The organism is Oxobacter pfennigii, from assembly GCF_001317355.1.
Lineage (GTDB): Bacteria > Bacillota > Clostridia > Clostridiales > Oxobacteraceae > Oxobacter > Oxobacter pfennigii.
This window is the reverse complement of sequence record NZ_LKET01000026.1, coordinates 45,804-71,024: the sequence shown is the minus strand read 5'-3', so window position 1 is coordinate 71,024 and position 25,221 is coordinate 45,804. Positions and strand designations below refer to the sequence as shown.

Genomic DNA, 25,221 nt, shown 5'->3' with positions numbered 1-25,221 from the left:
TGGTAATTATCAGGAGGGATAAATTATGACAATCAAAGTAGGTATAAATGGTTTTGGAAGAATAGGTAGAAATGCATTTAAAATCGCACAGGAAAAATTGAACAAGGATGTTGAAATAGTTGCTATAAATGATTTGACAGATGCCCCTACACTGGCACATTTATTAAAATACGATTCCCTTTTCGGAAAATTCAACGGCACTGTGGAAATAGGTGAAAACAGCCTTATAGTAAACGGCAGGGAGGTTAAAATAACAGCTGAAAAGGATCCGAGAAACCTTCCCTGGGAAAAGCTTGGCGTTGATATAGTTGTGGAATCAACTGGTTTGTTTACAAAAAGGGACAAGGCCGCAGCCCATATTGAGGCAGGGGCTAAAAAAGTAATAATAAGTGCGCCTGCAAAGGAAGAAGATATAACAATAGTTATGGGAGTCAATGAAAAGGATTACGACCCGGATAAGCATTTTGTAATATCCAATGCATCCTGCACCACAAACTGTTTGGCTCCTTTTGCAAAGGTTCTGGATGAGAACTTCGGCATTGAAAAAGGCCTTATGACTACGGTTCATTCATATACAAATGACCAGAGGATTCTGGATTTGCCTCACAGCGACTTAAGAAGAGCCAGAGCAGCGGCACAATCCATAATTCCTACCACAACAGGTGCGGCAAAGGCCGTTGCGCTGGTTTTGCCTCAGCTTAAAGGAAAGCTCAACGGATTTGCCATGAGAGTTCCTACCCCCACCGTATCCGTTACTGATTTAGTATGCACAGTCAGGGAAAATACAACTGTGGAGGAAGTAAATGCAGTATTAAAAAGCGCTGCCGAAGGGCAGTTAAAAGGCATTATGGCATACTCGGAGGAACCGTTGGTATCCATTGATTACAGGGGAGATTCCCATTCTTCCATAATTGACGGCTTATCAACCATGGTAATGGATAAAAATATGCTGAAGGTAGTATCTTGGTATGACAATGAATGGGGTTATTCAAACAGAATAGTTGACCTGGTTAACTATATAGCTGTAAGATTATAATAGAGAAAAAAATGAAACGGCTGCATTTTTTATGCAGTCGTTGCACTCTTTTAAAGAATATGTTGAGGAGTGAAATGAATGAATAAAAAGACCCTGAAGGATGTAACCACAAAAGGTAAGAGAGTACTTGTAAGATGCGATTTTAATGTACCCCAGGACAGTGAAGGGGCAATAACCGACGACATACGCATAAGGGCAGCTCTTCCCACAATTAAATATTTGATTAATAGCGGCGCCATGATTATACTTATGTCCCATCTAGGAAGGCCTAAGGGAGAGGGATATGAAAAAAAATATTCATTAAAGCCCGTTGCCCAAAGGTTATCTGAGCTTTTAAACCTTAAGGTCAGTTTTGCCGAAGACGGTGACGTTGCAGGCGAAAATGCCAAAAAGCTATCACAAGAGCTTAAAGAAGGGCAAGTACTGCTCCTTGAAAATGTCAGATTTGTAAAAGGCGAAACCAAGAACGATAAGGAATTTGCAAGAAAATTAGCTGGTTTGGGAGATATATTCGTAAACGATGCCTTTGGAACTGCCCACAGAGCTCATGCATCCACAGCAGGTATCGCTGATTTTTTGCCGGCAGTTGCAGGATTTTTAATTGAGAAGGAAATAGCCGTAATGGGAAAGGCTTTGGATAATCCCGACAGGCCTTTTGTTGCCATATTAGGTGGAGCAAAGGTTTCGGATAAAATAGGAGTTATCAACAACCTTTTAGAAAAGGTCGATAAAATAGTTATAGGCGGAGGAATGGCATATACCTTTGTGAAAGCCTCCGGCGGAGAAATAGGGAAGTCTCTTTTAGAGGCTGAAAAGATGGATTATGCAAAAGAAATGCTTGAAAAGGCAAAAGCAAAGGGTGTAAAACTTCTCCTTCCAGTTGACACTGTTGCAGCTTCAGAATTCAAAGCCGATGCGGAGCATAGAGTAGTTGATATAGATAAAATACCGGAAGATTATATGGGACTTGATATCGGTCCAAGGACGGTGGAATTGTTTAAGCAGGAAATAAAGGATGCAAAAACCGTTGTATGGAACGGACCCATGGGAGTCTTTGAAATGCCCGCCTTTGCTGTTGGCACAAAAGCCATTGCCGAAGCATTGAGCAGGGTTTCAGGCACAACGATAATAGGCGGAGGAGATTCTGCTGCCGCTGTTGAACAATTGGGATATGCAGATAAAATGACTCACATTTCAACAGGCGGAGGAGCTTCCCTGGAATTTTTAGAGGGATTGGAACTTCCCGGCATTGCCGTTTTAGAGGAGGTATAGATATGAGAACGCCGATAATTGCAGGTAACTGGAAAATGCATAAAACTCTTGAGGAATCATTGGAACTTGTAAAGGGGCTTAAAGACGAAGTTTCAAAGGCAAAATGCCAGGTAGTGGTCTGTCCGACCTTTTTAAGCCTTGCAGCAGTTGTACAGGAGCTTAAGGGTACCAATATAGATGTTGGAGCACAAAATATGCATTTTGAAGATCAGGGTGCCTATACCGGTGAAATATCTCCTGTGATGTTAAAACATTTAGGAGTAAAATATGTAATCATAGGACACTCTGAGCGAAGGCAGTATTTTGCCGAAACCGACGACATGGTAAACAAAAAAGTGCTGGCGGCATATAAACATGGCCTTATACCTATTGTCTGTGTCGGAGAAACCTTAAACGAGAGGGAAAGTAACAGCACCTTTGAAATTATCGGAAACCAGATTAAAAAAGGACTTGCTAATCTTACATCCGAGCAGATAGAAGAGCTTATAGTAGCCTATGAGCCCATTTGGGCCATTGGCACGGGGAAAACCGCCACAGCACAGGATGCAAATAGCGTCATAAAATATATCAGGGATAAAGTTGCCCAAATGTATGGGAAGGAATCAGCTGAAAAGATGAGGATTCAATACGGCGGCAGCGTAAAGCCCTCAACTATAAAAGAACAGATGGCACAGAGCGATATTGACGGTGCCCTTGTAGGAGGAGCAAGTTTAAAGGTTGATGAATTTGCAGCAATCGTTAACTTCTAAGGGGGATATTTAATGAAGAAGAAACTATGCTTATTGATGATTTTGGATGGATGGGGTCTTAGCAATATAAAAGAAGGAAATGCCATATTAAATGCAAAGATACCTAATATGGATAATATACTGAAAAATTATCCCCATACTGTAATAAGTGCCAGTGGATTAAATGTAGGACTTCCGGAAGAACAAATGGGAAATTCTGAAGTAGGGCACTTGAATATCGGTGCAGGAAGAGTCATATATCAGGAATTAAGCAGAATCAATATGGAAATAAAGACCGGCGGGTTTTTAAAAAATCAAGCATTTTTAAATGCCGTTAAAAATGCATTGTATAAAGGGACAAAGCTTCATTTAATAGGGCTTTTATCTGACGGCGGAGTCCACAGCCATATAGACCATATAAAAGCACTTATTAAGCTTTCAAAAGATAACGGGCTTAAGGATGTTTACGTGCACTGCTTTTTAGACGGCAGGGATGTAGCCCCTAAAAGTGCAAGAGATTTTATAATAGATCTTGAGAAATATATGGAGGAAACAGGAGTAGGCAAGATTGCCACCATATCGGGACGCTACTATGCAATGGACAGGGATAAAAGATGGGAAAGGGTAAATTTAGCCTATAATGCTCTGGTAAAGGGACAGGGCGAAGCCGCAGAATCGGCAGTGGAAGCCATAGATATTTCTTATAAAGACAATAAGACAGATGAGTTTGTATTACCATATGTTATTTCCGAAAATGGGGAGCCCAGGGCAGTTATCGGAGAAAATGATTCGGTGATATTCTTTAATTTCAGGCCGGACAGGGCCAGAGAACTGACCAGAGCAATTGCTGATGTTAACTTTTCCGGTTTTGAAAGGGAATACTTCAAAACTTATTTTGTAACCATGACTCAATATGACGAAACATTGGAAAATGTTGAAGTTGCTTATAAGCCCGAGAGCTATGCAAATACTTTAGGAGAATATTTAAGCAAATTGGGCTTGAAGCAATTAAGAATTGCCGAGACCGAAAAATATGCCCATGTAACATTTTTCTTCAACGGGGGAATTGAACCGCCCTATGAAGGCGAGGACAGGATTTTAATTCCTTCCCCTAAAGTGCCTACTTATGATATGAAGCCTGAAATGAGCGTATATGAAGTAACAGATGTACTGATTGAAAATATAAAATCTAAGAAATACGATGTCATTATAGTTAATTATGCAAATCCTGATATGGTAGGACATACGGGGATGCTTGATGCGGGAATTAAGGCAGTGGAAGCAGTGGACAGCTGTGTTGGAAGAGTTGTTGATGAGGTTCTGAAAGTCGGAGGTTCAATCATTATTACGGCGGACCACGGTAATGTAGAAGATATGATAGATCATGTTACGGGAGAAAAGCAGACAGCCCACTCTACAAACCCTGTTCCATTTATAATTATAGGCGAGGGAAATGTAAAGCTTCTTGAAGGCGGAAAGCTCTCAGATATTGCCCCTACTCTTTTAGCTATGATGGATATTCCTGTGCCTGAAGAGATGACAGGACAAAATCTTATAATATAATTTTAATTAATAATTGCAATAATGTATATACTAAAATATAGTGCTTATAAGCACTATATTTTGCTTTTTATGGCATATTTGTTTAAAATAAAATTGCATGAAAGAGATATAAGGTATTTTGAAAGGAGATTTTTATGAAAACTTATCTTGAAATAATCGATGTGTATGCAAGAGAAGTATTAGATTCCAGGGCTAACCCGACAATAGAAGTGGAAGTTATTTTAGAAGATGACAGCATAGGCCGTGCCGCCGCGCCCTCAGGTGCCTCAACAGGAGCTTTCGAAGCAGTTGAATTAAGAGACGGAGATGCCGATAGGTATAAAGGAAAAGGTGTGCAGAATGCAGTTGATAACGTAAATAATGAAATAAGTCCACGCCTTGTAGGAATGAATGTGTATGACCAGACTCTCATTGACAAAATGATGATTGAGCTTGACGGAACTCCCAATAAGGCAAGGCTGGGAGCCAATGCAATACTTGCGGTATCCTTGGCCTGTGCGAAAGCTGCCGCCCAGTCACTGGGCTTAAGTCTTTACCAATACATCGGAGGAGTAAAGTCCAAAGTATTGCCTATTCCCATGATGAATATATTAAATGGCGGAAAGCATGCGGATAATAATGTTGATATACAGGAGTTTATGATTATGCCTGTAGGGGCAAAATCCTTTTCTGAGGCTTTAAGAATGTGCTCCGAAACCTTTCATACATTAAAGGGTATACTTAACAAAAAGGGATTGGCAACAGGGGTTGGAGATGAAGGCGGCTTTGCACCCAATTTAAGCTCCAATGAAGAAGCTATAAAGATAATATTGGAAGCTGTTGAAAAAGCAGGATATAAGGCAGGCAGCGATATATCAATAGCAATAGACGCGGCAGCTACCGAATTCTTCAAGGAAGATAATAAATACCACCTTGAAGGAGAAGGTAAGGTGTATACATCCTATGAAATGGTGGATTATTATGAGTCCCTTGTTAATAAATATCCTATAGTGTCTTTGGAAGACGGTTTGTCTGAAGAAGATTGGGATGGCTGGAAAGCATTAACTCAACGCTTAGGAGGAAAAATCCAGCTGGTAGGAGATGATTTATTCGTAACCAATACCCAAAGGGTTAAAAAAGGAATAGAGCTTAAAGTGGCAAATTCCGTGCTTATAAAATTAAATCAGATAGGTACTCTTACAGAAACCTTAAATACTATAGAAATGGCTGAAAGGGCAGGATATACGGCGGTTGTGTCCCACCGTTCAGGTGAAACTGAAGACACTACCATAGCAGATCTTGTAGTGGCAGTAAATGCCGGGCAGATTAAAACTGGAGCGCCTTCAAGAAGCGAACGTGTGGCAAAATACAACCAGCTTTTAAGAATTGAGGAAGAGTTAGGTGATGCTGCAGAATATTTAGGTGAAAATGCGTTTTATAACCTGAAATAGTATAGCATATTTATGGATATAATAGAGGAAAAATACAAAAAAATAGCATAAAAGGACAACTACAACCTACTGCGTTTATATTGTGTTTTATTAAAGCCTATGGTAAAATTTTAGTTATGGAATTTATCGATTATAATTTTCTAAACTTAAAGGAGGGTGACACATGCTGACATTGTTTACCATACTCCACATCATTACCTGCCTTGTATTAATGGCTGTTATACTTTTACAGTCCAGTAAAGTTCAAGGAATTGCAGGTATTGTGCAGGGTGGAGCCGAGACATTTTTCGGAAAGAATAAAGGCAGGAGCTATGAAGGAAAACTTGCTAAAGCTACCGCAGCTTTTATGGTTCTTTTCATCATAACTTCTATTGCACTGGTTGTACTAGGAGGCAAATAATTCAATAAATTAAGGAGGCCATGGTATAAATGGATAACAATTTACTGATCCTTGCTCCCGTTGCGGGAATATTAGGTTTATTATTTGCTGCATTTCTTGCATCAAAGATAAGCAAAGCAGAAGCCGGTAATGACCGTATGAAAGAAATAGCAGGTTATATTCATGAAGGGGCAATGGCTTTTTTAACCAGAGAGTATAAGACGCTGGCTGTATTTATAGTTGTAGTAATTATAGTTGTAGGTCTTCTTATAAATGTATATACTGCATTAGCTTTTTTAGCCGGGGCTGTTTTTTCAATAGGCGCCGGATACTTCGGGATGCAGGTTGCTACTAAAGCAAATGTAAGAACTGCAAATGCAGCACAGCACGGGCAGAATAAGGCATTGGAAATTGCTTTTTCCGGCGGTGCCGTTATGGGAATGTCAGTTGCAGGGCTCGGACTTTTAGGAGTAGGTTTATTTTATTTGATATTTAAAGATGCCAGCATAGTTACAGGCTTTGGGCTAGGGGCAAGCTCCATAGCACTTTTTGCCCGTGTTGGCGGCGGTATATTTACTAAAGCTGCCGATGTTGGAGCTGACCTTGTCGGTAAGGTAGAAGCCGGAATTCCTGAAGATGATCCAAGAAACCCTGCAGTTATTGCCGATAACGTTGGTGATAACGTCGGTGACGTTGCCGGAATGGGCGCTGACTTGTTTGAATCATACTGCGGTGCTATTATATCTGCAGTCACATTGGGGGCTGTAGTTTATGCTTCAGGAGAAGGCGTGCTTTATACATTGCTTCTTTCAGCTGTCGGTATTGTGGCATCAATCATAGGTTCACTCTTCGTAAGAGGCGATGAGAAAGCAAATCCGCACAAAGCATTAAAAAACGGTACATATGTCGGAAGCATAATAGTACTGGCCGGAGCAGGAATATTAAGCTATGTTTTATTTGCAGGGGATTTAAAACCCTTCTTTGCAGTAGCTTCAGGCCTTATAGTTGGTACACTTATAGGTCAGATAACAGAAGTATATACTTCTGCTGATTTTAAACACGTTAAAAAAATTGCCAAGCAATCTGAAACAGGGCCTGCCACAACTATTATAAGCGGTCTTGCAGTAGGAATGTATTCAACAATGATGCCTATATTGTTTATTGCAATTGCAATTCTTTTATCTTTCTACATAACAGGCGGGACAGAAAATGCTCAGGAAATAGCAAAAGGATTATATGGTATTGCGCTTGCTGCAGTTGGTATGCTCTCCACAACCGGTCTTACAGTTGCAGTTGACGCATACGGTCCCATTGCAGATAACGCCGGCGGTATAGCTGAAATGTCAGGACTTCCTCATTCGGTAAGAGAAGTTACAGATAAGCTTGACTCAGTAGGTAATACAACAGCAGCTATAGGAAAAGGTTTTGCAATAGGTTCAGCAGCATTGACAGCCCTTGCATTGTTTGCATCATATTCACAGGCTGTACAGCTTACAACAATAGATTTATTGACTCCCATGGTACTTGTGGGCGTTCTTCTTGGCGGTATGCTTCCATTCCTATTCGGAGCAATGACAATGGAAGCTGTTGGTAAAGCCGCAAACCAGATGATAGAAGAAGTAAGGCGTCAGTTTAAAGAAATCCCCGGAATTATGGAAGGAACAGGCAAGCCTGACTACAGAAAATGCGTAGACATTTCAACAGGAGCCGCGCTTAAAGAAATGGTGCTTCCCGGAGTTCTTGCAGTTGTTATACCTTTGGTAGTTGGGATACTCTTAGGACCGGCAGCTTTGGGCGGACTTATAGCTGGAGCAGTTGTAACGGGCGTTCTCATGGCTATACAGATGTCCAATTCAGGCGGTGCCTGGGATAATGCCAAGAAATACATCGAAACAGGAGCTCATGGCGGTAAAGGAAGCCCTACTCACCAGGCAGCAGTTATAGGTGATACAGTAGGTGACCCCTTCAAGGATACATCAGGTCCTTCAATGAATATATTGATAAAGCTTATGACAATTGTTTCATTGGTATTTGCACCTGTATTCTTAAAATACGGCGGTTTACTACTTAATATATTGAAGTAAAATAATAGGAGCGGTTATCCGCTCCTTTTGTTTTACCTTTTTTTCAGTTTAATATATATTATCCATAACAAAACTATTATTATAATGCAAAGCGGAATTATGATAAACCAGTATCTGATATGAATTGCATTGTCTGTTTTTTCGTCTGTTGGCACAGGCGTGACTTCAGGAATTTTTAATTCCTCAGCTGCTTTACTTTCCATTTCCTGTTTATTTAGTATTTCTGTCAAAGCTTCTATTTCGCTTTCCGCATATCCTGTGAGTAAAATAAAATCTTTATTCTGATAAAGCTTTGTTAACTCTTCTAAAAGCTCTGTATATTCCCCTCTTTCGCTTAAGCTCAAAGAATGTATATACTGATATTTTATGTCCCAGGGCCAGATGTTTGTTTTATCCGGGAGGGAGAGCATTTCCAAAGCTTTGCTGAGTCTTCCCATTCTGTAATAATATTCGGAGGAAAGATAGGCTGCAGTACCTAATTCCGAGCTTTTTAAACTGCCGGTGATATTTTGTTTTGCAATATCTTCAAAAATAGATGCCAGCCTTTCCAAATTATTATTAAGGATTGCCCATTTTAATTCCTGAATTACTGCAGCATCTAATTTAAGGCTTTCGGTAAATTCCGACGACAATTTACTGTAAGATAGTACCACCAGCCTGTAATCCTGAAACTCATCGGGCGATTCAAACTTCCAGGATATTTCTCCTTCTGTCGAAGAGGGCATTAATATTGCCCGGGAAATTATGTTAGGTTCCAGCATGGAATTTATCATTACCTTTGTATCCGGCGGACTTATAGTATCATTTAAACCGGATAAGTAGCTTATTTTGTAAGAGCCTATGCTGTCTCCGAAAAGTTTGTCGGTGGACATGAGAAATGGAACTATGTAATATGGGGTCCTTTGATTTTGTTCAAAGATTTTCCAATTGATATTATACGTTATGCTTATGTTGCTTATGGTATCTTGCTTAACTGGCAGTGAAAAAGTATACCATTTAAAATGCAGAGGGGAATTGTAGTTTTTCCAGACATCTGATAGTACTCTTGCCGTATCATAGGTTTTAAAATTAACCGGCCGTCCGTTAACCGCAGCATTTATATTCTCGATATATCCGGCTTCCAGTGTGTATCCTAAGTCTCCCGGAATACCGATTAAGAGATCTTCGCTGTCAGTAAAACCTTTAAGAACATAATTGCAGTTGAATTTAAACCCCGTATTATCAGGCTGAACAGTGATTTCGGCCGACTCAATTTTAACAGGGGAATTTTCCATAGGCTCAACGCCTTCATCCTTAACTCTTAAGGGTGCTATGTTGGCATAAGCCAATGTGTCTATAAAAAATAAGAAAATTATACTGAAAAACAGAACTTGCAGTGCCTTTCTCATGGTAATCCCTCCGTAAAAATATATTCGACATTTGTTTGTGATTACCTTTACAAAATTTAGATGTACAAAATAAGTTAACAATTAAGTCTCAAAATGTCTAGTTGAATATAAATTAGAGGTGAAGTAATATATAAATATCCGAGGAGGTAGGAATATAATGGATAAGTTCCTTAAGAATGCATATATATATGTTTTGGCCTATATTCTTGTAATTAATGCATACGCATTTTTTATTATGGGAATCGACAAATGGAAGTCAGCTAGAAAGAAGTGGAGAGTACCTGAAAAGAGTATTTTTATAACTGCAATAATAGGTGGAGCATTGGGAATTTACAGCGGAATGAGGCTTTTTCATCATAAAACCCTGCACAATAAATTCAAATATGGGATTCCGGCCATAGTCATTTTGAACATAGTTGCTTTTGCGTATGTAATTTATAGAATAATTTAGTTTAAGTATAGATATTTATAAAAATCAGTATAATAAAAAATAGTACAATTTAGATAATGGAGGAATTATTTTGAAAAATAAGGAAGATATACTTAATTTCATGAAAGAATCTGCTTATAATCCCATGTTAGCCGACCAGATGGCGGAATTATTTGAAGTAAAGAAAAGCGAGAGAAGCAGCTTTTATGAAATGCTTAATGAAATGGAAGCCGAAGGCCTGATAATCAAAACAAGAAAAAACAGATACGGAGTACCTGAGAGGATGAACCTGGTGGTAGGAAAGCTTCAAGGCCATCAGAAGGGCTTTGGTTTTATAATACCAGACGATGAAAACATGGTGGATATTTATATATCTGCAGACAGTATGAACGGAGCCATGAACAATGACAGAGTAATAGGAAAGATTACTAAAAGCAAGGAAGGCGGCAAAAGGGCCGAAGGTGAAATAATAAGGATAATTAAAAGAGCCACCAATCAGGTTATCGGTACCTTTGAGAGTAACAATCACTTTGGATTTGTCATACCCGATGACAAGAGGATATCACAGGACATTTTTGTGCCTAAAACCGAAATTAACGGCGCAGAAACAGGTCACAAAGTTGTTGTGGAGATAACTAAATGGCCTGAACCCAGGCGTAATCCCGAGGGCAAAATAATAGAAATATTAGGCCATAAAGGACAGCCGGGAATAGATATACTATCTGTTATCAGGAAATACGGCCTTCCCGAAGAATTTCCTGAAGATGTGCAAAGTGCGGCAGAGGCCATATCAGAAACCATACCGCAGCGGGAATATGAAAGAAGAGAAGATTTAAGAAATCTTAAAATAGTTACAATAGACGGTGAAGATGCAAAGGACTTAGATGACGCCGTATCCATAGAAAAGCTTTCTAACGGCAATTACAAATTAGGAGTTCATATCGCCGATGTAAGCTATTATGTAAGAGAAAATGACCCAATCGATAAAGAAGCCCAGATAAGGGGAACCAGTGTATACCTTATAGACAGGGTAGTGCCCATGCTGCCTAAAAAGCTGTCGAACGGTATATGCAGTCTGAATCCCAAGGTCGACAGGCTGACCATGACCTGCATGATGGAGATAGATGGAGCGGGCAAGGTCGTGGACCACAGAATATTTGAAAGTATAATAAAAACTAATGAGAGAATGACATATACCGATGTCACCAAAATATTAAAGGATAATGACCCGGAAGTAACAAAGAGATATGATTATCTCATTGATGATTTCAAGCTCATGGAAGAGCTTTGCGGTATACTAAGGAAGAAAAGGATGGCAAGAGGAAGTATAGACTTTGATTTTCCCGAAAGTAAGATTACTCTTGATGACAGGGGTAAGCCCATAGATGTCCGCCCATATACAAGAGAAATTGCCAACATGGTTATTGAAGAATTCATGCTTGTTGCAAATGAAACCGTAGCCGAGCATATGTATTGGACTGAGCTTCCCTTCATATACAGAATTCATGAAGATCCGGACCCTGACAAGATGGAAGCATTTAATGAGTTCATACACAATTTCGGATACTATGTCAAAGGAATAAGCGACATTCATCCTAAAGCGCTTCAGGATATAATACAAAAAGTTGCCGGCAAAAAAGAAGAGGTTATAATAAACACACTTATGCTTCGCTCACTGAGAAAAGCTAAATATTCCCCTGAGTGTTTAGGGCACTTCGGGCTTGCCGCAAAGTATTATACCCATTTTACCTCTCCTATAAGAAGGTATCCTGATCTTACAATCCATAGGATTATAAGAGAGTTTTTGAATGACAGCTTAACGGATAAGAGGATAAAGAAGCTTGAGGGCTTTGTAAAATACGCTGCAAAGCAGTCAAGTGAGACAGAAATTACAGCTACGGAAGCCGAAAGAGAAGTTGATGATTTAAAGAAAGCCGAATACATGCAGGATAGAATCGGTGAGGTATACGACGGTATTATAACCAGTGTAACTCCTTTTGGCATGTTTGTTGAGCTTGAGAACACAATCGAAGGCTTGGTCCATGTAAGCAGCCTGGTAGATGATTACTATTTTCATGATGAAAAACATCACTCATTCATAGGCGAGGTCAAAAGAAAAATTTACAGGCTTGGTGATTTAGTAAAGATAAAGGTATCCAAGGTCAATGTCGATGAAAGAACCATCGATTTCGTCCTGGAAGAGTAATTTTCTAGGGCTATTAGAATGTTGACATAATACAAAGATGTGTTATAATTAAACTCTGAATCTCAATATTTTAAAATCAAATTAAATTCAGGTGGTATTATGAGTGAAACAAGAAAGAACCTGGCAGAAAACAGAAAAGCAAGACATGACTATTTTATAGAAGAAACCTATGAAGCGGGCATATCCTTATCAGGTACCGAAGTAAAGTCCATAAGGCAGGGTAAGGCCAATTTAAAAGACAGCTATGCCATGGTTGAAAACGGTGAGGTTATACTCTATAATATGCATGTAAGTCCTTATGAAAAGGGCAACATCTATAATCGTGACCCATTAAGGGACAGAAAGCTTCTACTTCACAGGAATGAGATAGGAAAGCTTGCCGGGTATATTGCACAAAAAGGATATTCATTAATACCACTGTCACTTTATCTCAAACGCGGGCTTGTCAAAGTAAGCCTGGCTGTCGCCAAGGGCAAGAAGCTCTACGACAAAAGGGAAGACATGGCTAAAAAGGATGCCCAAAGAGAAGTGGAAAAGGAATTTAAATCAAGGAATCAATAATACCTGTTAGCGGAGATTCATATAATACGGGGGCGTATTTGGTTTCGACGGGGGTATGGGTGATTCGATAAGCGAGCCGTGGTTTGGTCTTCGGTGCCACGTTAAAAAGCTGGGGACAAACAATAAACGCTAACGATAATTTAGCATTAGCAGCCTAATTTAGGCAGCTCGTTCAACCCTGGAATCCCACGGCCGGGGATTGGGCGTCGATTAGTGGGGCACCGCGCTTTACAAAGCTTTGAGTAAAGAACGGAATTTATGAAGCTACTGAAGTCAGTATCCTGTCAGTGGGAGACTGACGGAGGGAATGTTAATTCATTGACTGCGCTCGGAGAAACTCGGGTTTTCTGACTTTCGGACAGGGGTTCAACTCCCCTCGCCTCCACCAATTAAAATGAAGCAAAAGGACTTGAACTTCGTGATTTAAGTCCTTTTACTTGTTTAAAACTTATAATATACTGGATTCAGATGCTAAGTATTTGAAGTATGATAGACGGTATCCATTTTTTGATGCCAGTTTTTTATCAATCCGCCCATAAATAGGTTGAACATGCTGATTTGAAACTCTCTTCCTTTTTTGATGTACTCAGGATTTTTGACAATAGAGCCGAAGGCTGAAAAATAGGCGAGAATCGCTTCATTGTTGAGTAAGGAATCAATATTGCCCGAGCTTTTCCCTTCTTCAATAAGCTGTATGATTATCGGAAGAGCGTGAGTGGCAGTCATTTCATTGATAAGTCTGAGAAATTCCGGGTCATCCCATGCCGTCGAATGGATAAAACGCTCTCCTATCCTTTCACTCCCGGCAAGCCTTGTGCTCAGAAGTCCAAGCAGCTTTTGATGGAAGGGCTTAGAACTTGAAAGTATGTCTTCATATTCTTTCATGAGCAGCTCAATCCATAAAAACATTGCCTCTTTCGCCAATGTTTCTTTATCCCCAAAATATTTGAACAGAGTAACACGGGACACATTCGCTTTTGCCGCGATATCAGTGATACTAACCGCCGCAATACCCTTTTCTGCGAACAGCTCTTGAGCCACTTTTACAATGGTATCACGCTTTTCCTGGGTCCTTTTCTCGTATCCGTTCATATATACACCTGCCCTCTGGTTCAGTATACCATGAATATGAACCGGCGTAAATTGTAAGTACAATTCATATTGACTGGCAGACAGAAAAAAATTATAATGAACTTAATATATATATTGGTTCATTATTCGAAGAGAAGTTCCGCATGTGATGGCTGCAAAAGGATCGGCATTGAATATCAGAGCAGAGGACTCATATTCGACTTATATTTTACAATCAATGGAAAACATTTTGCAGGGTAAGATTATTGATATTGGGAGATAGCCATATGAAAATACAGTTGAAAAACGAAATGGAAACTTTGATAATCCCGCTGTACGGCAAAGCTAAGATGAGCAAAGCGGGAGTTTTTAAAGATTTATATGCCGAAGCGGCGATAGGCAAGCTTGATTACGATTACTCTAGGCTGAAAATCCAGAATAAAACACAGGTCATGCTTGCAATACGCGCAGCAATTATTGACGATTTCTCCAAGGGCTTCATCGGAGAAAATCCAAGCTGCTTGGTTTTGCATCTCGGTTGCGGACTTGATGCACGATTTATGCGGTTAGGACTTCCTGTTGGAATGTGGTATGATTTGGATTTCCCGGCGGTTATTGATATAAAAAAGCAATTGTATGGTGAAACAGATAGCTATAAATACATTGCCTCCTCTGTCACAGACCTCAGATGGCTGGATGGCATAGGAGCAATCGAAAATGAGATACTTGTTATTGCAGAGGGATTGCTCATGTATCTTTCTGAAAAAGAGATAAAAACACTTTTCACCGCTCTGAAATCGAAGTTCAGGTGCTATACAATAATTTTCGATGCATATTCCAAGTTAACTGCAAAAAGTTCGAAGCATCATCCGTCATTGAAAAAAACAGGTGCAACGATAAAATGGGGTGTTGATGATCCTAAGGAAATTGAGGGTTATACTGAGGGAGCGAAGCATTTGAAAACGCTCTATTTGACTGATAAAAACGTGATTGAAATACTGCCCGAAAACTATCGCTTGATATTTAAGCTTGCAGGTTTTTTTAAAAGTTCAAGGGAGGCACACAGGGTTTTTGTCATAAATGTTGGAGTATAAAAATGATAAGTACTCATTGTATGTAGTCCCCAACTTATAATCAGCACTAAGTCCATGGCATCTATATTCGCCTGATTTTTGAATAGACAAATTTCGATAAGAAGTTTTTCTGTTTGTTTCCCATATTCCTTTAGTATTTCCACTATTCTGACAGGATTGATATGAAATTTATCATCCAGTATTGATCGCCTGAGTTGTTCTCCATTGTTTTTGAGATATTGCTGAGTTGTTATTAACACCTAGCACTGTATTCCTTTATCATTATTTTATAGTATAGACACTTTTCATGAACTGGCTCCATCATGGCCTTTAATGCCCGTGTGGACCATTTGTTGTTGTGATATACTACTTGGGTTTTATTTGAAAATCAGGTCCTGGCCATTTAAGATCTATCAATTGTCCTTGTTATATTTCTTCCTCTACGACTACCCGTGGAAGAAGTGTTATACCAAGTCCGCTTATAACCAGTTTTTTTTATTGCTTCTATGCTTCCGCATTCCAACGCTGATTCAAGCCGAATAGCTGCTTCAGCAGAGAATTCTTTCCATAACTACACGATAGCTGTTGCCACTCTACAGGAATTATAACAGCACCATCAACCATGGTAGATGGTGCTGTTTCATTTTATCGGTGTAATTATGAGCATAAATAAAAAACTGATAATTCCAATTTGTGTACTGATTATAAAATTCGAAAAGGCAGATAGATTAATTCATATTCGGGTCAAGCTTATACTACCCGTTATGGAAGAGAAGCTAAAGCGGAGGATGAGGCAATTTGCTTTATAGCTAAAACTGTGATATTTATGCTGTCTTATAGAGGGCTACCATACCAAGGAAATGGGAATTTGAAATCATTATGAGAAAGAATATACTAAATGCAGAGCAGTATAATGCTGGTTTCACGATATTGTTCTTTATAGAGGGAACGATAATAAAGCTGAAATCATGGTTGTCATTATATAATAATAATTTTTATGTCTCTATTGTAAATGCAGTAAAAAAATAAGGTATGATATAATATCCATATATGTAAAATTAAAAAAGGGGATGTGTAGTCTATGCTTTCGAGAATTACTGGAGGAACTTTAATTCTCTATGCAATGCCAATTATTATTCTGTATTATGTTGTGAAATTAGCTGTAAAACATGCAATAAAGGAGCTTAAAAAGGAAGGCGTTATATAGTATAGAAAAATGTGATACGGCTCTAAAAGTATGCGACGGTGGATTCATTGTTCCCATCCTTTATTACCTGAAACTTGCCTGTAAGTTTATTAAAACACTTGATAACTGCGATGACTGATGAAAGACTAAGATTATATAAACGCGACATAATAACGATGTCAATTTAGTTTATCAGTTCCAATAGATAACCATAGCCTTCACGTTCCATTTCTTCTTTCCGAATGAACCGTAGGGATGCACTATTAATACAGTAACGTAAACTGCCCGTTTCCTTAGGCCCATCGTCAAACACGTGTCCTAAATGGGCGTTTCCTACACGGCTTCTCACCTCGGTTCTCGACATTCCGTGAGAAGTATCCGTCTTTTCACTAATCACATTGGGAACAATTGGTTTTGAAAAGCTGGGCCAGCCGCAACCGGATTCAAATTTGTCACTTGAAGCAAAAAGCGGTTCACCAGTTGTGATATCCACGTAAATGCCGGGCTCAAAGGTATTCCAGAATTCATTTTGAAACGGCGGCTCGGTGGCGTTGTTTTGTGTAACCTCATACTGCATCATGGTCAGTGTTTTGTGGCTCGTCAGCATTCGGCACCTTATAATCTGCAGAATTTACAAATGACCTTGCGGCCTTCTCAAATTGAGCCTTTGGAATATGGCAATAACCGCCCGGATTCTTATCCAGATATTTTTGATGATATTCCTCCGCTTGGCTGAAATTGCGAAGCGGCCCTATTTCTATTGCAACAGGTTTATCGTATCGCTTTTGCAATTTTGCAATGGAATTTTCAATCACCTGACGATCCTCGTCATTGACATAGTAGATACCGGTCCTATACTGCATCCCGGAATCACCGCCTTGACGGTTGACAGAAACAGGATCAATGGTTTCATAATATAACTCTAACAAGAATTCAAGAGGAATTATTCTGGGATCATAAACCACACGCACCGTTTCAGCATGCCCGGTGTTCAGATTGCAAACCTCCTCATAAGTAGGATTTTTAGTCATCCCGTTTGCATAGCCAACCTGTGTTGATTGAACGCCCCGGATCAAAGAAATATATTTTTCAGTACCCCAAAAGCAGCCTCCTGCAAGATAAATTTCCGACATAGTACACCTCTTTTTGTTTTTTATATGCGCATTCGCTTCAAAACTCACTATATAATTTAACCTTGAATGCTATCTGTTATTCAAATAATATTACGTATTATAATGCAGGTCAACTTCTGAGAAGTTAAGCGGGGGGGGGGGCGGCGGTATAAATGAGCCTGCCAAAGTAGGCTGTAAAAGGAGCTAAGCTATATATTGTGAAGCGATGTGCGTTTACAGTAATTTGGCTGCAAAATAAGCAATTCTTGGATAACAGTTACTATTATCAGGCGGTGGATATATGAGCAGGATAATTGATTGAGTTTTAGATGATGTGAGAGGTGCGGATTTGCTTGATAAGTTGCTATCTTTTTCAAAACAGAAGGCTGTGGTACATGTGCCATAGCCGCCTTTGATCAGGAAAAGGCAGATCGGTTTTTACAACTGGATGGAAATGAGGAATATGTTATCTACGCAGCACCTGTGGGGATTATATAGAAGGACAGGCCTGTATAAAACCAGCTTTAAAGAACTCTCCGGAATAAAAAGATTTCAGAGAGTTCTTTAATTTTGGAAGCTGGGGACAAACAATAAACGTTAATGATAATTTAGCATTAGCAGTCTGATTTAGGCAGCTCGTTCAACCTTGGAGTCCCACGGCCGGGGATTAGGTCGATCAGCGGGGCATCGCGCTTTACAAAGCTTTGAGTAAAGAACGGAATTTATGAAGCTACTGAAGTCAGTATTCTGTCAATGGGAGACTGACGGAGGGAATGTTAATTCACTGATTGTGCTCGGAGAAACTCGGGTTTTCTGACTTTCGGACAGGGGTTCAACTCACCTCGCCTATACCAAAATTTTAGATAGTAAAAGATGTCATGAGGTAGAAAATCTATATTTTCTGTGAAGGTGGAGGGACTTATGGAGAAAACAATAAGTGAATATTTTACTATGCTGATTCATTCTATTTCACATATATCTGATATGTATTTTGAAGATTGACCTCCGCACGAATTTAATAGATGAAAGCCAAGGTATTGGAACTCTAAATTCTGATGCTTTTGTTCTCATAGTAAATCCTGTCTTAAGATGAATCATTATGGCAGCTATCGCAGTACGGGATTCCCATCCTGTATACTGTTTGCGGCGCTCGCAAACGGTGCGGACCGGTAGGAAAATGTCTTTGCTTAAAATTCCATCAATTAAACGAAATATCTTGTTGCATTTTCTTTGAACATAAGTTACAATTTTTTCGGCAGTATCTTTACGAACTGTATAAGCGGCGGTATCTCTATGAGCTGCACGCAAATTGAGGGCTTTTCCGGCAAAGTTTTAAAATCTGCTTTGATCCTTTGTGACAGAGATAGGTACATTTTATTTTGAATCTGCATCGATGTCTTTTTCGTCTGTCAAAGGGGGCTTGCTCTGCTTATGGAACAGCCGCACAGGTGGAAGGGACATTTTTCTATTTTTTGGTTATTTGACAAATACCCGGGAGCCTCAATCGTCCGAAAGCTTGTATGAATCGAAGAGCTGCACACTTAACGTGAGGTGATGCTTTTGAAAATTGGATTCATCGGCGCAGGAAGGGTTGGAAAGTCTCTCGGGCTTTACTTTAAAAGCCATGATCTAAATGTTTTGGGTTATTACAGCAGGACGGCAAAGTCTGCGCAGGATGCGGCAATACTCACTGCATCTCGTGAGTTTACGACACTCAAAGCTTTAGCTGATTCAAGCGACATCATTTTTATCACTGTGCCTGATCAAGCTTTAGCAGAAATCGACCGTAAAGCCGCGGCTATAATTCAAGAGTATGCCATTAAGCCTGCTATAACCTGGATTCACGTCAGCGGGGCGCATCCGTCTTTTTGCCTTGACAGTATCAAAAAGGCCGGCTGCGCGGTGGGAAGCATGCACCCGCTGCAGAGCTTCAGCGAGCCGGTGCCTAGTGCGGCCCGCCTTTCCCAAGCGTGGTTCACGATCGAAGGGACGGAAAAGGCCGTTCAGGCTGTCAAAACAATACTGGCTAAGACAGGCGGGAATTACAGCCTGATAGAGGCTGAAAATAAGCCTCTGTATCACGCGGGTGCCTGCGTTATTTCAAACTTTCTGGTGACGCTCGTGGAGAGCGGTATCCAGTGCTTTGAGGCGTCCGGAATGGGAAGGGAAGACGTATTTCGGGCAATCGAGCCGCTTATTGACGCGACATTATCCAATATCCGAGAAAAAGGCACGATTGACGCCCTGACTGGGCCTATCGTCCGCGGCGACTTTAATACCGTCGGCGCGCATCTGCAAGCCCTCGAAGCCCGGCTGCCCTTGGAACTGGACTTCTATAAATCTCTGGCGCTCAAAACGGCCCTGATGCTGGATGGCAAAAGGCTGACGCCCGAACAAACTAAAAAATTTCAACGAATTTTGGAGGAAAAGACTCATGTCTGATAAATTCACAACGCAAGCATTTATAGACGCGAAGAAAAACAACAGAAAAATCACGATGCTGACGGCTTATGACTATTCAATGGCGCAAATCTTAGATGAAAGCGGTATTGATGCCATACTTGTTGGCGATTCTCTGGCAATGCCGATTCAGGGAAAAGATTCTACCCTTGAAGTGACCCTTGACGAAATGCTCTATCACTGCAGATGCGTGGCCAGAGGCGTAAAAAACGCCATGCTTGTGGGCGATATGCCTTTTCTTACTTATCACATTAATCCGGACGAAGCCGTACGCAATGCGGGGCGGTTTATCCAGGAGGGCAAGGCTAATGCCGTTAAACTTGAAGGCGGCACATCCATGGCCGCAATGGTCAAGGCGATCGTCAGGGCACAGATACCCGTTATGGGGCATATTGGCTTGACGCCGCAGTCGGTCAATATTTTCGGTGGCTTTAAGGTACAGGGGAAGGAAGAGAGCGCCGCTAAGGCGCTCGTTGAAGACGCTCTGGCCCTGGAGGATGCGGGAGCTTTTGCAGTTGTTCTCGAGGCCGTTCCGGAGATGCTTGCCAAACTGATCAGTGAAAAGATCGGAATCCCGACCATCGGCATAGGCGCGGGAAAATACTGCGACGGGCAGATCCTGGTGGTTCACGATATGCTGGGGCTCTACTCCGACTTCACGCCGAAATTCGTCAAGCAGTATGCCAATCTGAGAGGGAAGATGGCTGAAGCTGTCAGCACTTATGTCAGTGAAGTCAGGTCTCAGCAGTTCCCGGAAAAACAGCATTCCTTTACGATCAGTGATGACGTTTTGGAAAAATTATACTAAGCCATAAGCAGGTGAAAAAATGAGTATGATCAAAACTGCAGCCGAGCTGGAAGCATGGTGCAGAAGCGTGGACCGTCGGAACAAAACGCTGGGTTTTGTTCCGACAATGGGCTATCTGCATGAAGGCCACTGCTCCCTGATTAAGGCAGCGAAATCACAGAACGGCCTGGTCGTCGCCAGCGTCTTCGTCAATCCGACGCAATTTGCGCCCGGCGAGGATTTTGAGAGCTATCCGCGGGATATCGGTCGCGATTATAAGCTTGCGCGGGAGGCCGGCGCCGATGTGGTTTTCAATCCCGAGGTCGGCGAGATCTACGTACCCGGCTCCTCTACAGTGATCGAAGTGACAGGGAACATCACAAAAAAGCTCTGCGGAGCCTCTAGGCCAACGCATTTTGAAGGCGTTACGACGATCGTCAGCATCCTGTTCAACATCGTGCGGCCGGATAACGCATATTTCGGACAGAAGGATGCCCAGCAGGCACTGATCATCAAGAAGATGGTCCGGGACCTCCACATTCCGGTTGAGGTGATTGTCTGCCCGATCGTCAGGGAGATGGACGGCCTTGCCATGAGCTCGAGAAATGTTTATTTGAATCCGGAGGAACGGAAACAGGCGACCTGCCTTAATGTAGGCCTTCAAAAAGCAGCGGAGTATCTCGCGTCCGGGGCTGTTGATTGTCGCAGTGTCACGAGATTGACTGAAATCATAGAAAGCCATATACACAGCCGGGATCTTGCGGTCATCGACTATGTCAAGATTCTCGATGGAGAAACGCTTGACGATATCACAGCCATTGAGCCGGGGAAGACAGCCCTGGCTGCCGTGGCTGTGAAATTCGGGAAAACAAGACTGATCGACAACAGGGTGCTGTCGATTTAATCGAGGTGAGAAAGATGCTTCTAAGTATGTTTAAAAGTAAGCTGCACCGGGCGACCGTGACCCATGCGGACCTAAGCTATGTCGGCAGCGTGACGATAGACACTGAGCTGCTTGAACAATCCGGTATTCTGCCGGGGGAAAGAGTACAGATCGTCAATCTGAATAACGGCGAACGTTTTGAAACATATACGATCAAGGGCGAAGCCGGCAGCGGCGTCATCTGCATCAACGGCGCCGCCGCAAGGCTCGTCCAGATCGGCGATAAGGTCATCATCATCGCGTATGCCCTGATGGATGCTGAGGAAGCAAAAACCTTTCAGCCGAACGTGCTGGTCCTAGACGAGAAAAATAGAATCGTCCGAATCAAACATGAAGAGGTCCACGGCACCATGGAATAGGATGTGAGCACATTATGAGTAGCTTCGTTTTCGGGAGTTGAGCGTTAAGTTTAGCACAAATGATGTGTTTGTAGGCTTGAAGCCATGTGGAGCGCAGACCCGATGTGAAAATCTACTCGGTGGTGCAAACAATTGAGGGGAGGAGTAAATCCTTCCCGCAATTTTTAATATTCTTTAATGTAAGAGTGATTGGATGAAATATAATTTTGATGAAATAATTGACCGTCAGGGTACAAACGCATTGATGCGGATGGATTTCGTGACTACATTTTTCATGCAGACGATTCAATGTATTTTCTATAGTGCGGTTCCATATAGAAGCGAGTGGAGATACGGCACCGATGCACATAAAGTAATGCTGATAGATGTGGGACATGTAGTACAGAATTTGTACCTAAGCAGTCATGCCATCGGCTGCGGTACCTGTGCAGTAGCCGCCTTCGACCAGGCCAAGGCAGACCGGTTGCTGTAACTGGATGGCCATGAGGAATATGTTATCTATGCAGCGCCTGTAGGTATTATATAGGAGGCCAGATATTTGCCAATTAAAGGTGCTGTAACAAAGGCAGCCTGAAAAAACTCTCTTGAATGGAAAGATTTTGGGGAGTTCTTTCAGGCTGGATAGTTACTGCCGTTTTTATATATTTCTAATCAGATAAAGCAAACTTTTTAGAATCGTTGCTTGTAAATGATTTTACAAGACCATAGAGTAAATTATCTTCTTCAATCCCCTGAAGATGCAATACATCCAGCACTTCTACAACCATGCAATTGCTTGCATCATCTATCAATATGGCAGAATCATTTATTGTATATTTGATGTTAACAAACTTATCGGTTTCATCAGAATGGCCAAGACCTAAAGACTCCACTACATCCTTCTGATTTTCATTCAATGCACTGACTCCGATAATATCACCTTTACAAATGTTTCTACCGGTTACACTTTGAACGCCTAATAACATCAGAATCTTATCATAGTCTGCCTGCATTGCCCATGCGCATATCATACCGTATTTTTTCCCGTTTTTGATGAAGCAAACTGCATTAGCTCCACAGCTGAAAGCATTAAGTTCCATTTCAATAATACTCCTTTTAAAAATAAATTTTCTGTTAGTATACCTACTTCAAATCAAGCGGTTCTTTGAACTTATTATATCAATTTATCATAAGAAATAAATATTAAAGTTTGAGTGTATCTTTAAGTATCAGCAGCTAAGGATACTCACAAAAAAATGGTATGTCCAAAGTGTATAAATTATAAGCGCTATTATTGTCCACAGTGGACATATAATTTTTTTTATCGGTGTGTTAGTGTATATCTATTAATTTCAATGAATCGCATCCAAATGGAGCGATTAATAATTTTTTTGGGGATGCAGTCTGGTTATAATTACAAATTAGTAAATGTTTTATTAATCATATAAAGGGAGGTAGATATATGACTTTTTTTTATTTAGGTGTTGAGCTTTAGTATATGATAAAGTCACTATAATTTATACAATTACTGGTTAAAGGAGGTAAATAATAGTGAGTATGTTAAGTGAACTGGAAGGTGATTATGCAGGAAGTGTTATTTCAATGCAGCAGAAAAAAGAAACAGAAATTAAAATTGAAAACTTAAGCATGGTCTACCAGGATAAAAACGGCGGAAAACCGGTAACAGCACTTAAAAATGTTAATCTGGATATAAGGCAGGGAGAGTTTATTTCACTATTAGGACCTTCAGGCTGCGGAAAAACGACCTTATTAAGACTTATAGCCGATCTGTTGCAACCCACGGAGGGAAGAATATCAGTTAGTGGACAAACTCCAAGAGAAGTCAGGCTTCAAAAAAAATATGGGATTGTTTTTCAGAATCCGGTTTTGTATGATTGGAGAACTGTCAGAAGAAATGTATGCATGCCAATGGAAATTATGGGAATGGAGAAAGCGGACCGTACGGCACAGGTTACCAAAATGCTGGAATTAGTCGGACTTTTAAATTTCGGAAAGCATTATCCTTATGAGTTAAGCGGAGGCATGCAGCAAAGGGTGGGTATTGCAAGGGCATTGGCCATCGATCCTGAAATCCTTCTCATGGATGAACCCTTTTCTGCACTGGATGAATTTACCCGTGAAAAGCTGCATATAGACCTTCTTGATATATGGACAAAGACAGAAAAGACTGTGGTTTTTGTAACCCATAATATTTCAGAAGCCGTCTTTTTATCAGACAGAGTAGTTGTGCTTTCACCCCATCCCGGGCGTGTATCCGCAGTAATCGATATTGATATACCCAGGCCAAGAAACATGGAATCAAAGCAGACACAAAAATTTTACGATTATATTACAAAGATCCGCAACAGCTTTGAGGGAGTGTGAAGAGTATGGACAAGAAGGAAAAATATAAAGTTAATCTGGTATGGACCGCTTGTATTTTTCTATTCTGGGAATTTGGAGCCTTTATTTTGGACAAGGTTTTAAATGATCCCTTAGCTGAAGCCAAGCTTCCTTATCCCCACAGTATTATCCTATCCATAACACAGAATTTTACGGACTTGATGACTGCGTCAGGACTTACATTTTCAAGAGCCGTTATGGGATTTACCATCGGTGCACTGGTAGGGTTCGGACTAGCCATTATCATGAGTTTATCAAAAGTAGCAGAGAAGATAGCATTGCCTTATTTAATAGTTTCTCAGATGATACCTGTCCTGGGATTGGCTCCAATTATTTTTACTCTGGTAAAAGATATGGACGCATCAAGAATAGTTATTGCGGCTTATATAACATTTTTCCCTGTCGCCATTAACATGCTCAGCGGACTTAATAGTGTTGATATGGACAAAAAGGAACTTCTATATTCCTATGCCGCTAAGAAAAGAAGTATTTACTATAAACTGATGGTTCCCTTTAGTTTGCCATATTTGTTTGCGGGATTAAAAATTGCAGCACCAATGTCAATTACCGCGTCAATTCTGGTTGATATGCTTGGCTCAAAAGGCGGTATCGGAGTGAAGCTTCTGTATTCCTTATATTCGGGTACAAAGGATGTATTCTGGGCTTCAGTGGTAACCAGCGCGCTAATGGGTATTATAAGCTACTTCATCGTCGTTTTATTTGAAAAAATAGCAATACCTTGGAGAAGACAAGAAGCAAATTAATAAGCAG

The 25,221-nt window shown here is 40.7% G+C and carries 24 protein-coding genes and 1 other RNA gene; 20 read left to right on the top strand and 5 right to left on the bottom strand.

The annotated features are described in order from the left end of the window. Nucleotides 1-25 precede the first annotated feature (25 nt). From gap to OXPF_RS05630, 7 genes are all read left to right on the top strand, one after another. The gene (gene gap, locus OXPF_RS05660) at nucleotides 26-1,036 is read left to right on the top strand and encodes a type I glyceraldehyde-3-phosphate dehydrogenase (protein WP_054874240.1); all 1,011 of its coding nucleotides are present in this window, start codon (nucleotides 26-28) and stop codon (nucleotides 1,034-1,036) included. A gap of 78 nt (nucleotides 1,037-1,114) precedes the next feature. After that, a complete protein-coding gene (locus OXPF_RS05655) occupies nucleotides 1,115-2,308 on the top strand; it encodes a phosphoglycerate kinase (RefSeq protein ID WP_054874239.1) in 1,194 nt (397 codons plus the stop codon). 2 nt (nucleotides 2,309-2,310) lie between these two features. Next, nucleotides 2,311-3,057, top strand: coding sequence for a triose-phosphate isomerase (gene tpiA, locus OXPF_RS05650; protein WP_054874238.1), 747 nt, complete (start codon nucleotides 2,311-2,313; stop codon nucleotides 3,055-3,057). A gap of 12 nt (nucleotides 3,058-3,069) precedes the next feature. After that, complete coding sequence (gpmI, locus tag OXPF_RS05645; protein ID WP_054874237.1) at nucleotides 3,070-4,599, top strand: 2,3-bisphosphoglycerate-independent phosphoglycerate mutase; 1,530 nt, start codon at nucleotides 3,070-3,072, stop codon at nucleotides 4,597-4,599. 134 nt (nucleotides 4,600-4,733) lie between these two features. After that, the gene (gene eno, locus OXPF_RS05640) at nucleotides 4,734-6,029 is read left to right on the top strand and encodes a phosphopyruvate hydratase (RefSeq protein ID WP_054874236.1); all 1,296 of its coding nucleotides are present in this window, start codon (nucleotides 4,734-4,736) and stop codon (nucleotides 6,027-6,029) included. A 163-nt stretch (nucleotides 6,030-6,192) separates the two neighbouring features. Continuing rightward, nucleotides 6,193-6,429, top strand: a complete 237-nt coding sequence (secG, locus tag OXPF_RS05635; protein ID WP_054874235.1) for a preprotein translocase subunit SecG — start codon at nucleotides 6,193-6,195, stop codon at nucleotides 6,427-6,429. 29 nt (nucleotides 6,430-6,458) lie between these two features. Further along, entirely contained in the window at nucleotides 6,459-8,492 is a 2,034-nt protein-coding gene (locus OXPF_RS05630; protein ID WP_054874234.1) for a sodium-translocating pyrophosphatase, read from the top strand. A gap of 32 nt (nucleotides 8,493-8,524) precedes the next feature. Here OXPF_RS05630 and OXPF_RS05625 read toward each other — a convergent pair whose 3' ends face one another. Continuing rightward, complete coding sequence (locus OXPF_RS05625) at nucleotides 8,525-9,880, bottom strand: hypothetical protein (protein WP_054874233.1); 1,356 nt, start codon at nucleotides 9,878-9,880, stop codon at nucleotides 8,525-8,527. A gap of 157 nt (nucleotides 9,881-10,037) precedes the next feature. On the opposite strand from OXPF_RS05625, the gene OXPF_RS05620 reads away from it, so the two are divergent. The 4 genes from OXPF_RS05620 (at nucleotide 10,038) to ssrA (ending at nucleotide 13,465) form a co-directional block, all read left to right on the top strand. Next, a complete protein-coding gene (locus tag OXPF_RS05620; RefSeq protein ID WP_054874232.1) occupies nucleotides 10,038-10,331 on the top strand; it encodes a DUF1294 domain-containing protein in 294 nt (97 codons plus the stop codon). A 70-nt stretch (nucleotides 10,332-10,401) separates the two neighbouring features. Next, a complete protein-coding gene (gene rnr, locus OXPF_RS05615) occupies nucleotides 10,402-12,516 on the top strand; it encodes a ribonuclease R (protein ID WP_083479709.1) in 2,115 nt (704 codons plus the stop codon). Between the two features lie 99 nt (nucleotides 12,517-12,615). Next, entirely contained in the window at nucleotides 12,616-13,077 is a 462-nt protein-coding gene (smpB, locus tag OXPF_RS05610; RefSeq protein WP_054874230.1) for an SsrA-binding protein SmpB, read from the top strand. Nucleotides 13,078-13,105: 28 nt separating this feature from the next. Continuing rightward, nucleotides 13,106-13,465: a transfer-messenger RNA gene (gene ssrA, locus OXPF_RS21615) on the top strand. Nucleotides 13,466-13,548: 83 nt separating this feature from the next. Here the strand turns inward: ssrA and OXPF_RS05605 are convergent. Further along, on the bottom strand, nucleotides 13,549-14,169 hold the full coding sequence (locus tag OXPF_RS05605) for a TetR/AcrR family transcriptional regulator (RefSeq protein ID WP_054874229.1): 621 nt from the start codon (nucleotides 14,167-14,169) through the stop codon (nucleotides 13,549-13,551). Nucleotides 14,170-14,435: 266 nt separating this feature from the next. Between OXPF_RS05605 and OXPF_RS05600 the strand changes: the two genes are divergently transcribed. After that, nucleotides 14,436-15,242 (top strand): class I SAM-dependent methyltransferase, encoded by an 807-nt coding sequence (locus OXPF_RS05600; protein WP_054874228.1) that lies wholly within the window; start codon nucleotides 14,436-14,438, stop codon nucleotides 15,240-15,242. A gap of 1,060 nt (nucleotides 15,243-16,302) precedes the next feature. After that, nucleotides 16,303-16,428, top strand: coding sequence for a hypothetical protein (locus OXPF_RS23330; protein WP_278308350.1), 126 nt, complete (start codon nucleotides 16,303-16,305; stop codon nucleotides 16,426-16,428). 163 nt (nucleotides 16,429-16,591) lie between these two features. Here OXPF_RS23330 and msrB read toward each other — a convergent pair whose 3' ends face one another. Together msrB and msrA are read right to left on the bottom strand one after the other, a co-directional pair. Continuing rightward, complete coding sequence (msrB, locus tag OXPF_RS23615; RefSeq protein WP_423230557.1) at nucleotides 16,592-17,014, bottom strand: peptide-methionine (R)-S-oxide reductase MsrB; 423 nt, start codon at nucleotides 17,012-17,014, stop codon at nucleotides 16,592-16,594. After that, on the bottom strand, nucleotides 16,974-17,540 hold the full coding sequence (msrA, locus tag OXPF_RS23610; protein WP_423230556.1) for a peptide-methionine (S)-S-oxide reductase MsrA: 567 nt from the start codon (nucleotides 17,538-17,540) through the stop codon (nucleotides 16,974-16,976). The genes msrB and msrA overlap by 41 nt, the downstream gene beginning before the upstream one ends. 1,539 nt (nucleotides 17,541-19,079) lie before the next feature. Between msrA and OXPF_RS05590 the strand changes: the two genes are divergently transcribed. From OXPF_RS05590 to OXPF_RS05570, 5 genes are all read left to right on the top strand, one after another. After that, a complete protein-coding gene (locus OXPF_RS05590) occupies nucleotides 19,080-19,961 on the top strand; it encodes a Rossmann-like and DUF2520 domain-containing protein (protein ID WP_054874227.1) in 882 nt (293 codons plus the stop codon). Continuing rightward, a complete protein-coding gene (panB, locus tag OXPF_RS05585) occupies nucleotides 19,954-20,787 on the top strand; it encodes a 3-methyl-2-oxobutanoate hydroxymethyltransferase (RefSeq protein WP_054874226.1) in 834 nt (277 codons plus the stop codon). Before OXPF_RS05590 ends, panB begins: the two co-directional genes overlap by 8 nt. 19 nt (nucleotides 20,788-20,806) lie before the next feature. After that, on the top strand, nucleotides 20,807-21,670 hold the full coding sequence (gene panC / locus OXPF_RS05580; protein WP_054874225.1) for a pantoate--beta-alanine ligase: 864 nt from the start codon (nucleotides 20,807-20,809) through the stop codon (nucleotides 21,668-21,670). A gap of 14 nt (nucleotides 21,671-21,684) precedes the next feature. After that, nucleotides 21,685-22,068, top strand: a complete 384-nt coding sequence (gene panD, locus OXPF_RS05575; RefSeq protein ID WP_054874224.1) for an aspartate 1-decarboxylase — start codon at nucleotides 21,685-21,687, stop codon at nucleotides 22,066-22,068. Nucleotides 22,069-22,261: 193 nt separating this feature from the next. Beyond that, on the top strand, nucleotides 22,262-22,540 hold the full coding sequence (locus OXPF_RS05570) for a nitroreductase family protein (protein ID WP_054874223.1): 279 nt from the start codon (nucleotides 22,262-22,264) through the stop codon (nucleotides 22,538-22,540). 175 nt (nucleotides 22,541-22,715) lie between these two features. Here OXPF_RS05570 and OXPF_RS05565 read toward each other — a convergent pair whose 3' ends face one another. Then, nucleotides 22,716-23,147, bottom strand: a complete 432-nt coding sequence (locus tag OXPF_RS05565; RefSeq protein WP_054874222.1) for a flavin reductase — start codon at nucleotides 23,145-23,147, stop codon at nucleotides 22,716-22,718. Nucleotides 23,148-23,649: 502 nt separating this feature from the next. Between OXPF_RS05565 and OXPF_RS05560 the strand changes: the two genes are divergently transcribed. Together OXPF_RS05560 and OXPF_RS05555 are read left to right on the top strand one after the other, a co-directional pair. After that, complete coding sequence (locus OXPF_RS05560) at nucleotides 23,650-24,432, top strand: ABC transporter ATP-binding protein (RefSeq protein WP_054874321.1); 783 nt, start codon at nucleotides 23,650-23,652, stop codon at nucleotides 24,430-24,432. 5 nt (nucleotides 24,433-24,437) lie between these two features. Next, complete coding sequence (locus OXPF_RS05555; protein ID WP_054874221.1) at nucleotides 24,438-25,214, top strand: ABC transporter permease; 777 nt, start codon at nucleotides 24,438-24,440, stop codon at nucleotides 25,212-25,214. The last annotated feature ends 7 nt before the right edge of the window (nucleotides 25,215-25,221 follow it).

Coding starts and splice junctions, on each gene's coding strand:
- OXPF_RS05620 (WP_054874232.1), top strand. CDS start 10,038: ATGGATAAGTTCCTTAAGAATGCATATATATATGTTTTGGCCTATATT.
- eno (WP_054874236.1), top strand. CDS start 4,734: ATGAAAACTTATCTTGAAATAATCGATGTGTATGCAAGAGAAGTATTA.
- msrB (WP_423230557.1), bottom strand. CDS start 17,014: ATGCTGACGAGCCACAAAACACTGACCATGATGCAGTATGAGGTTACA.
- OXPF_RS05600 (WP_054874228.1), top strand. CDS start 14,436: ATGAAAATACAGTTGAAAAACGAAATGGAAACTTTGATAATCCCGCTG.
- OXPF_RS05565 (WP_054874222.1), bottom strand. CDS start 23,147: ATGGAACTTAATGCTTTCAGCTGTGGAGCTAATGCAGTTTGCTTCATC.
- panD (WP_054874224.1), top strand. CDS start 21,685: ATGCTTCTAAGTATGTTTAAAAGTAAGCTGCACCGGGCGACCGTGACC.
- gap (WP_054874240.1), top strand. CDS start 26: ATGACAATCAAAGTAGGTATAAATGGTTTTGGAAGAATAGGTAGAAAT.
- OXPF_RS05555 (WP_054874221.1), top strand. CDS start 24,438: ATGGACAAGAAGGAAAAATATAAAGTTAATCTGGTATGGACCGCTTGT.
- OXPF_RS23330 (WP_278308350.1), top strand. CDS start 16,303: ATGCTTTCGAGAATTACTGGAGGAACTTTAATTCTCTATGCAATGCCA.
- msrA (WP_423230556.1), bottom strand. CDS start 17,540: ATGTCGGAAATTTATCTTGCAGGAGGCTGCTTTTGGGGTACTGAAAAA.
- panB (WP_054874226.1), top strand. CDS start 19,954: ATGTCTGATAAATTCACAACGCAAGCATTTATAGACGCGAAGAAAAAC.
- OXPF_RS05630 (WP_054874234.1), top strand. CDS start 6,459: ATGGATAACAATTTACTGATCCTTGCTCCCGTTGCGGGAATATTAGGT.
- OXPF_RS05570 (WP_054874223.1), top strand. CDS start 22,262: ATGAAATATAATTTTGATGAAATAATTGACCGTCAGGGTACAAACGCA.
- gpmI (WP_054874237.1), top strand. CDS start 3,070: ATGAAGAAGAAACTATGCTTATTGATGATTTTGGATGGATGGGGTCTT.
- OXPF_RS05560 (WP_054874321.1), top strand. CDS start 23,650: ATGCAGCAGAAAAAAGAAACAGAAATTAAAATTGAAAACTTAAGCATG.
- panC (WP_054874225.1), top strand. CDS start 20,807: ATGAGTATGATCAAAACTGCAGCCGAGCTGGAAGCATGGTGCAGAAGC.
- OXPF_RS05655 (WP_054874239.1), top strand. CDS start 1,115: ATGAATAAAAAGACCCTGAAGGATGTAACCACAAAAGGTAAGAGAGTA.
- secG (WP_054874235.1), top strand. CDS start 6,193: ATGCTGACATTGTTTACCATACTCCACATCATTACCTGCCTTGTATTA.
- tpiA (WP_054874238.1), top strand. CDS start 2,311: ATGAGAACGCCGATAATTGCAGGTAACTGGAAAATGCATAAAACTCTT.
- OXPF_RS05625 (WP_054874233.1), bottom strand. CDS start 9,880: ATGAGAAAGGCACTGCAAGTTCTGTTTTTCAGTATAATTTTCTTATTT.
- OXPF_RS05605 (WP_054874229.1), bottom strand. CDS start 14,169: ATGAACGGATACGAGAAAAGGACCCAGGAAAAGCGTGATACCATTGTA.
- smpB (WP_054874230.1), top strand. CDS start 12,616: ATGAGTGAAACAAGAAAGAACCTGGCAGAAAACAGAAAAGCAAGACAT.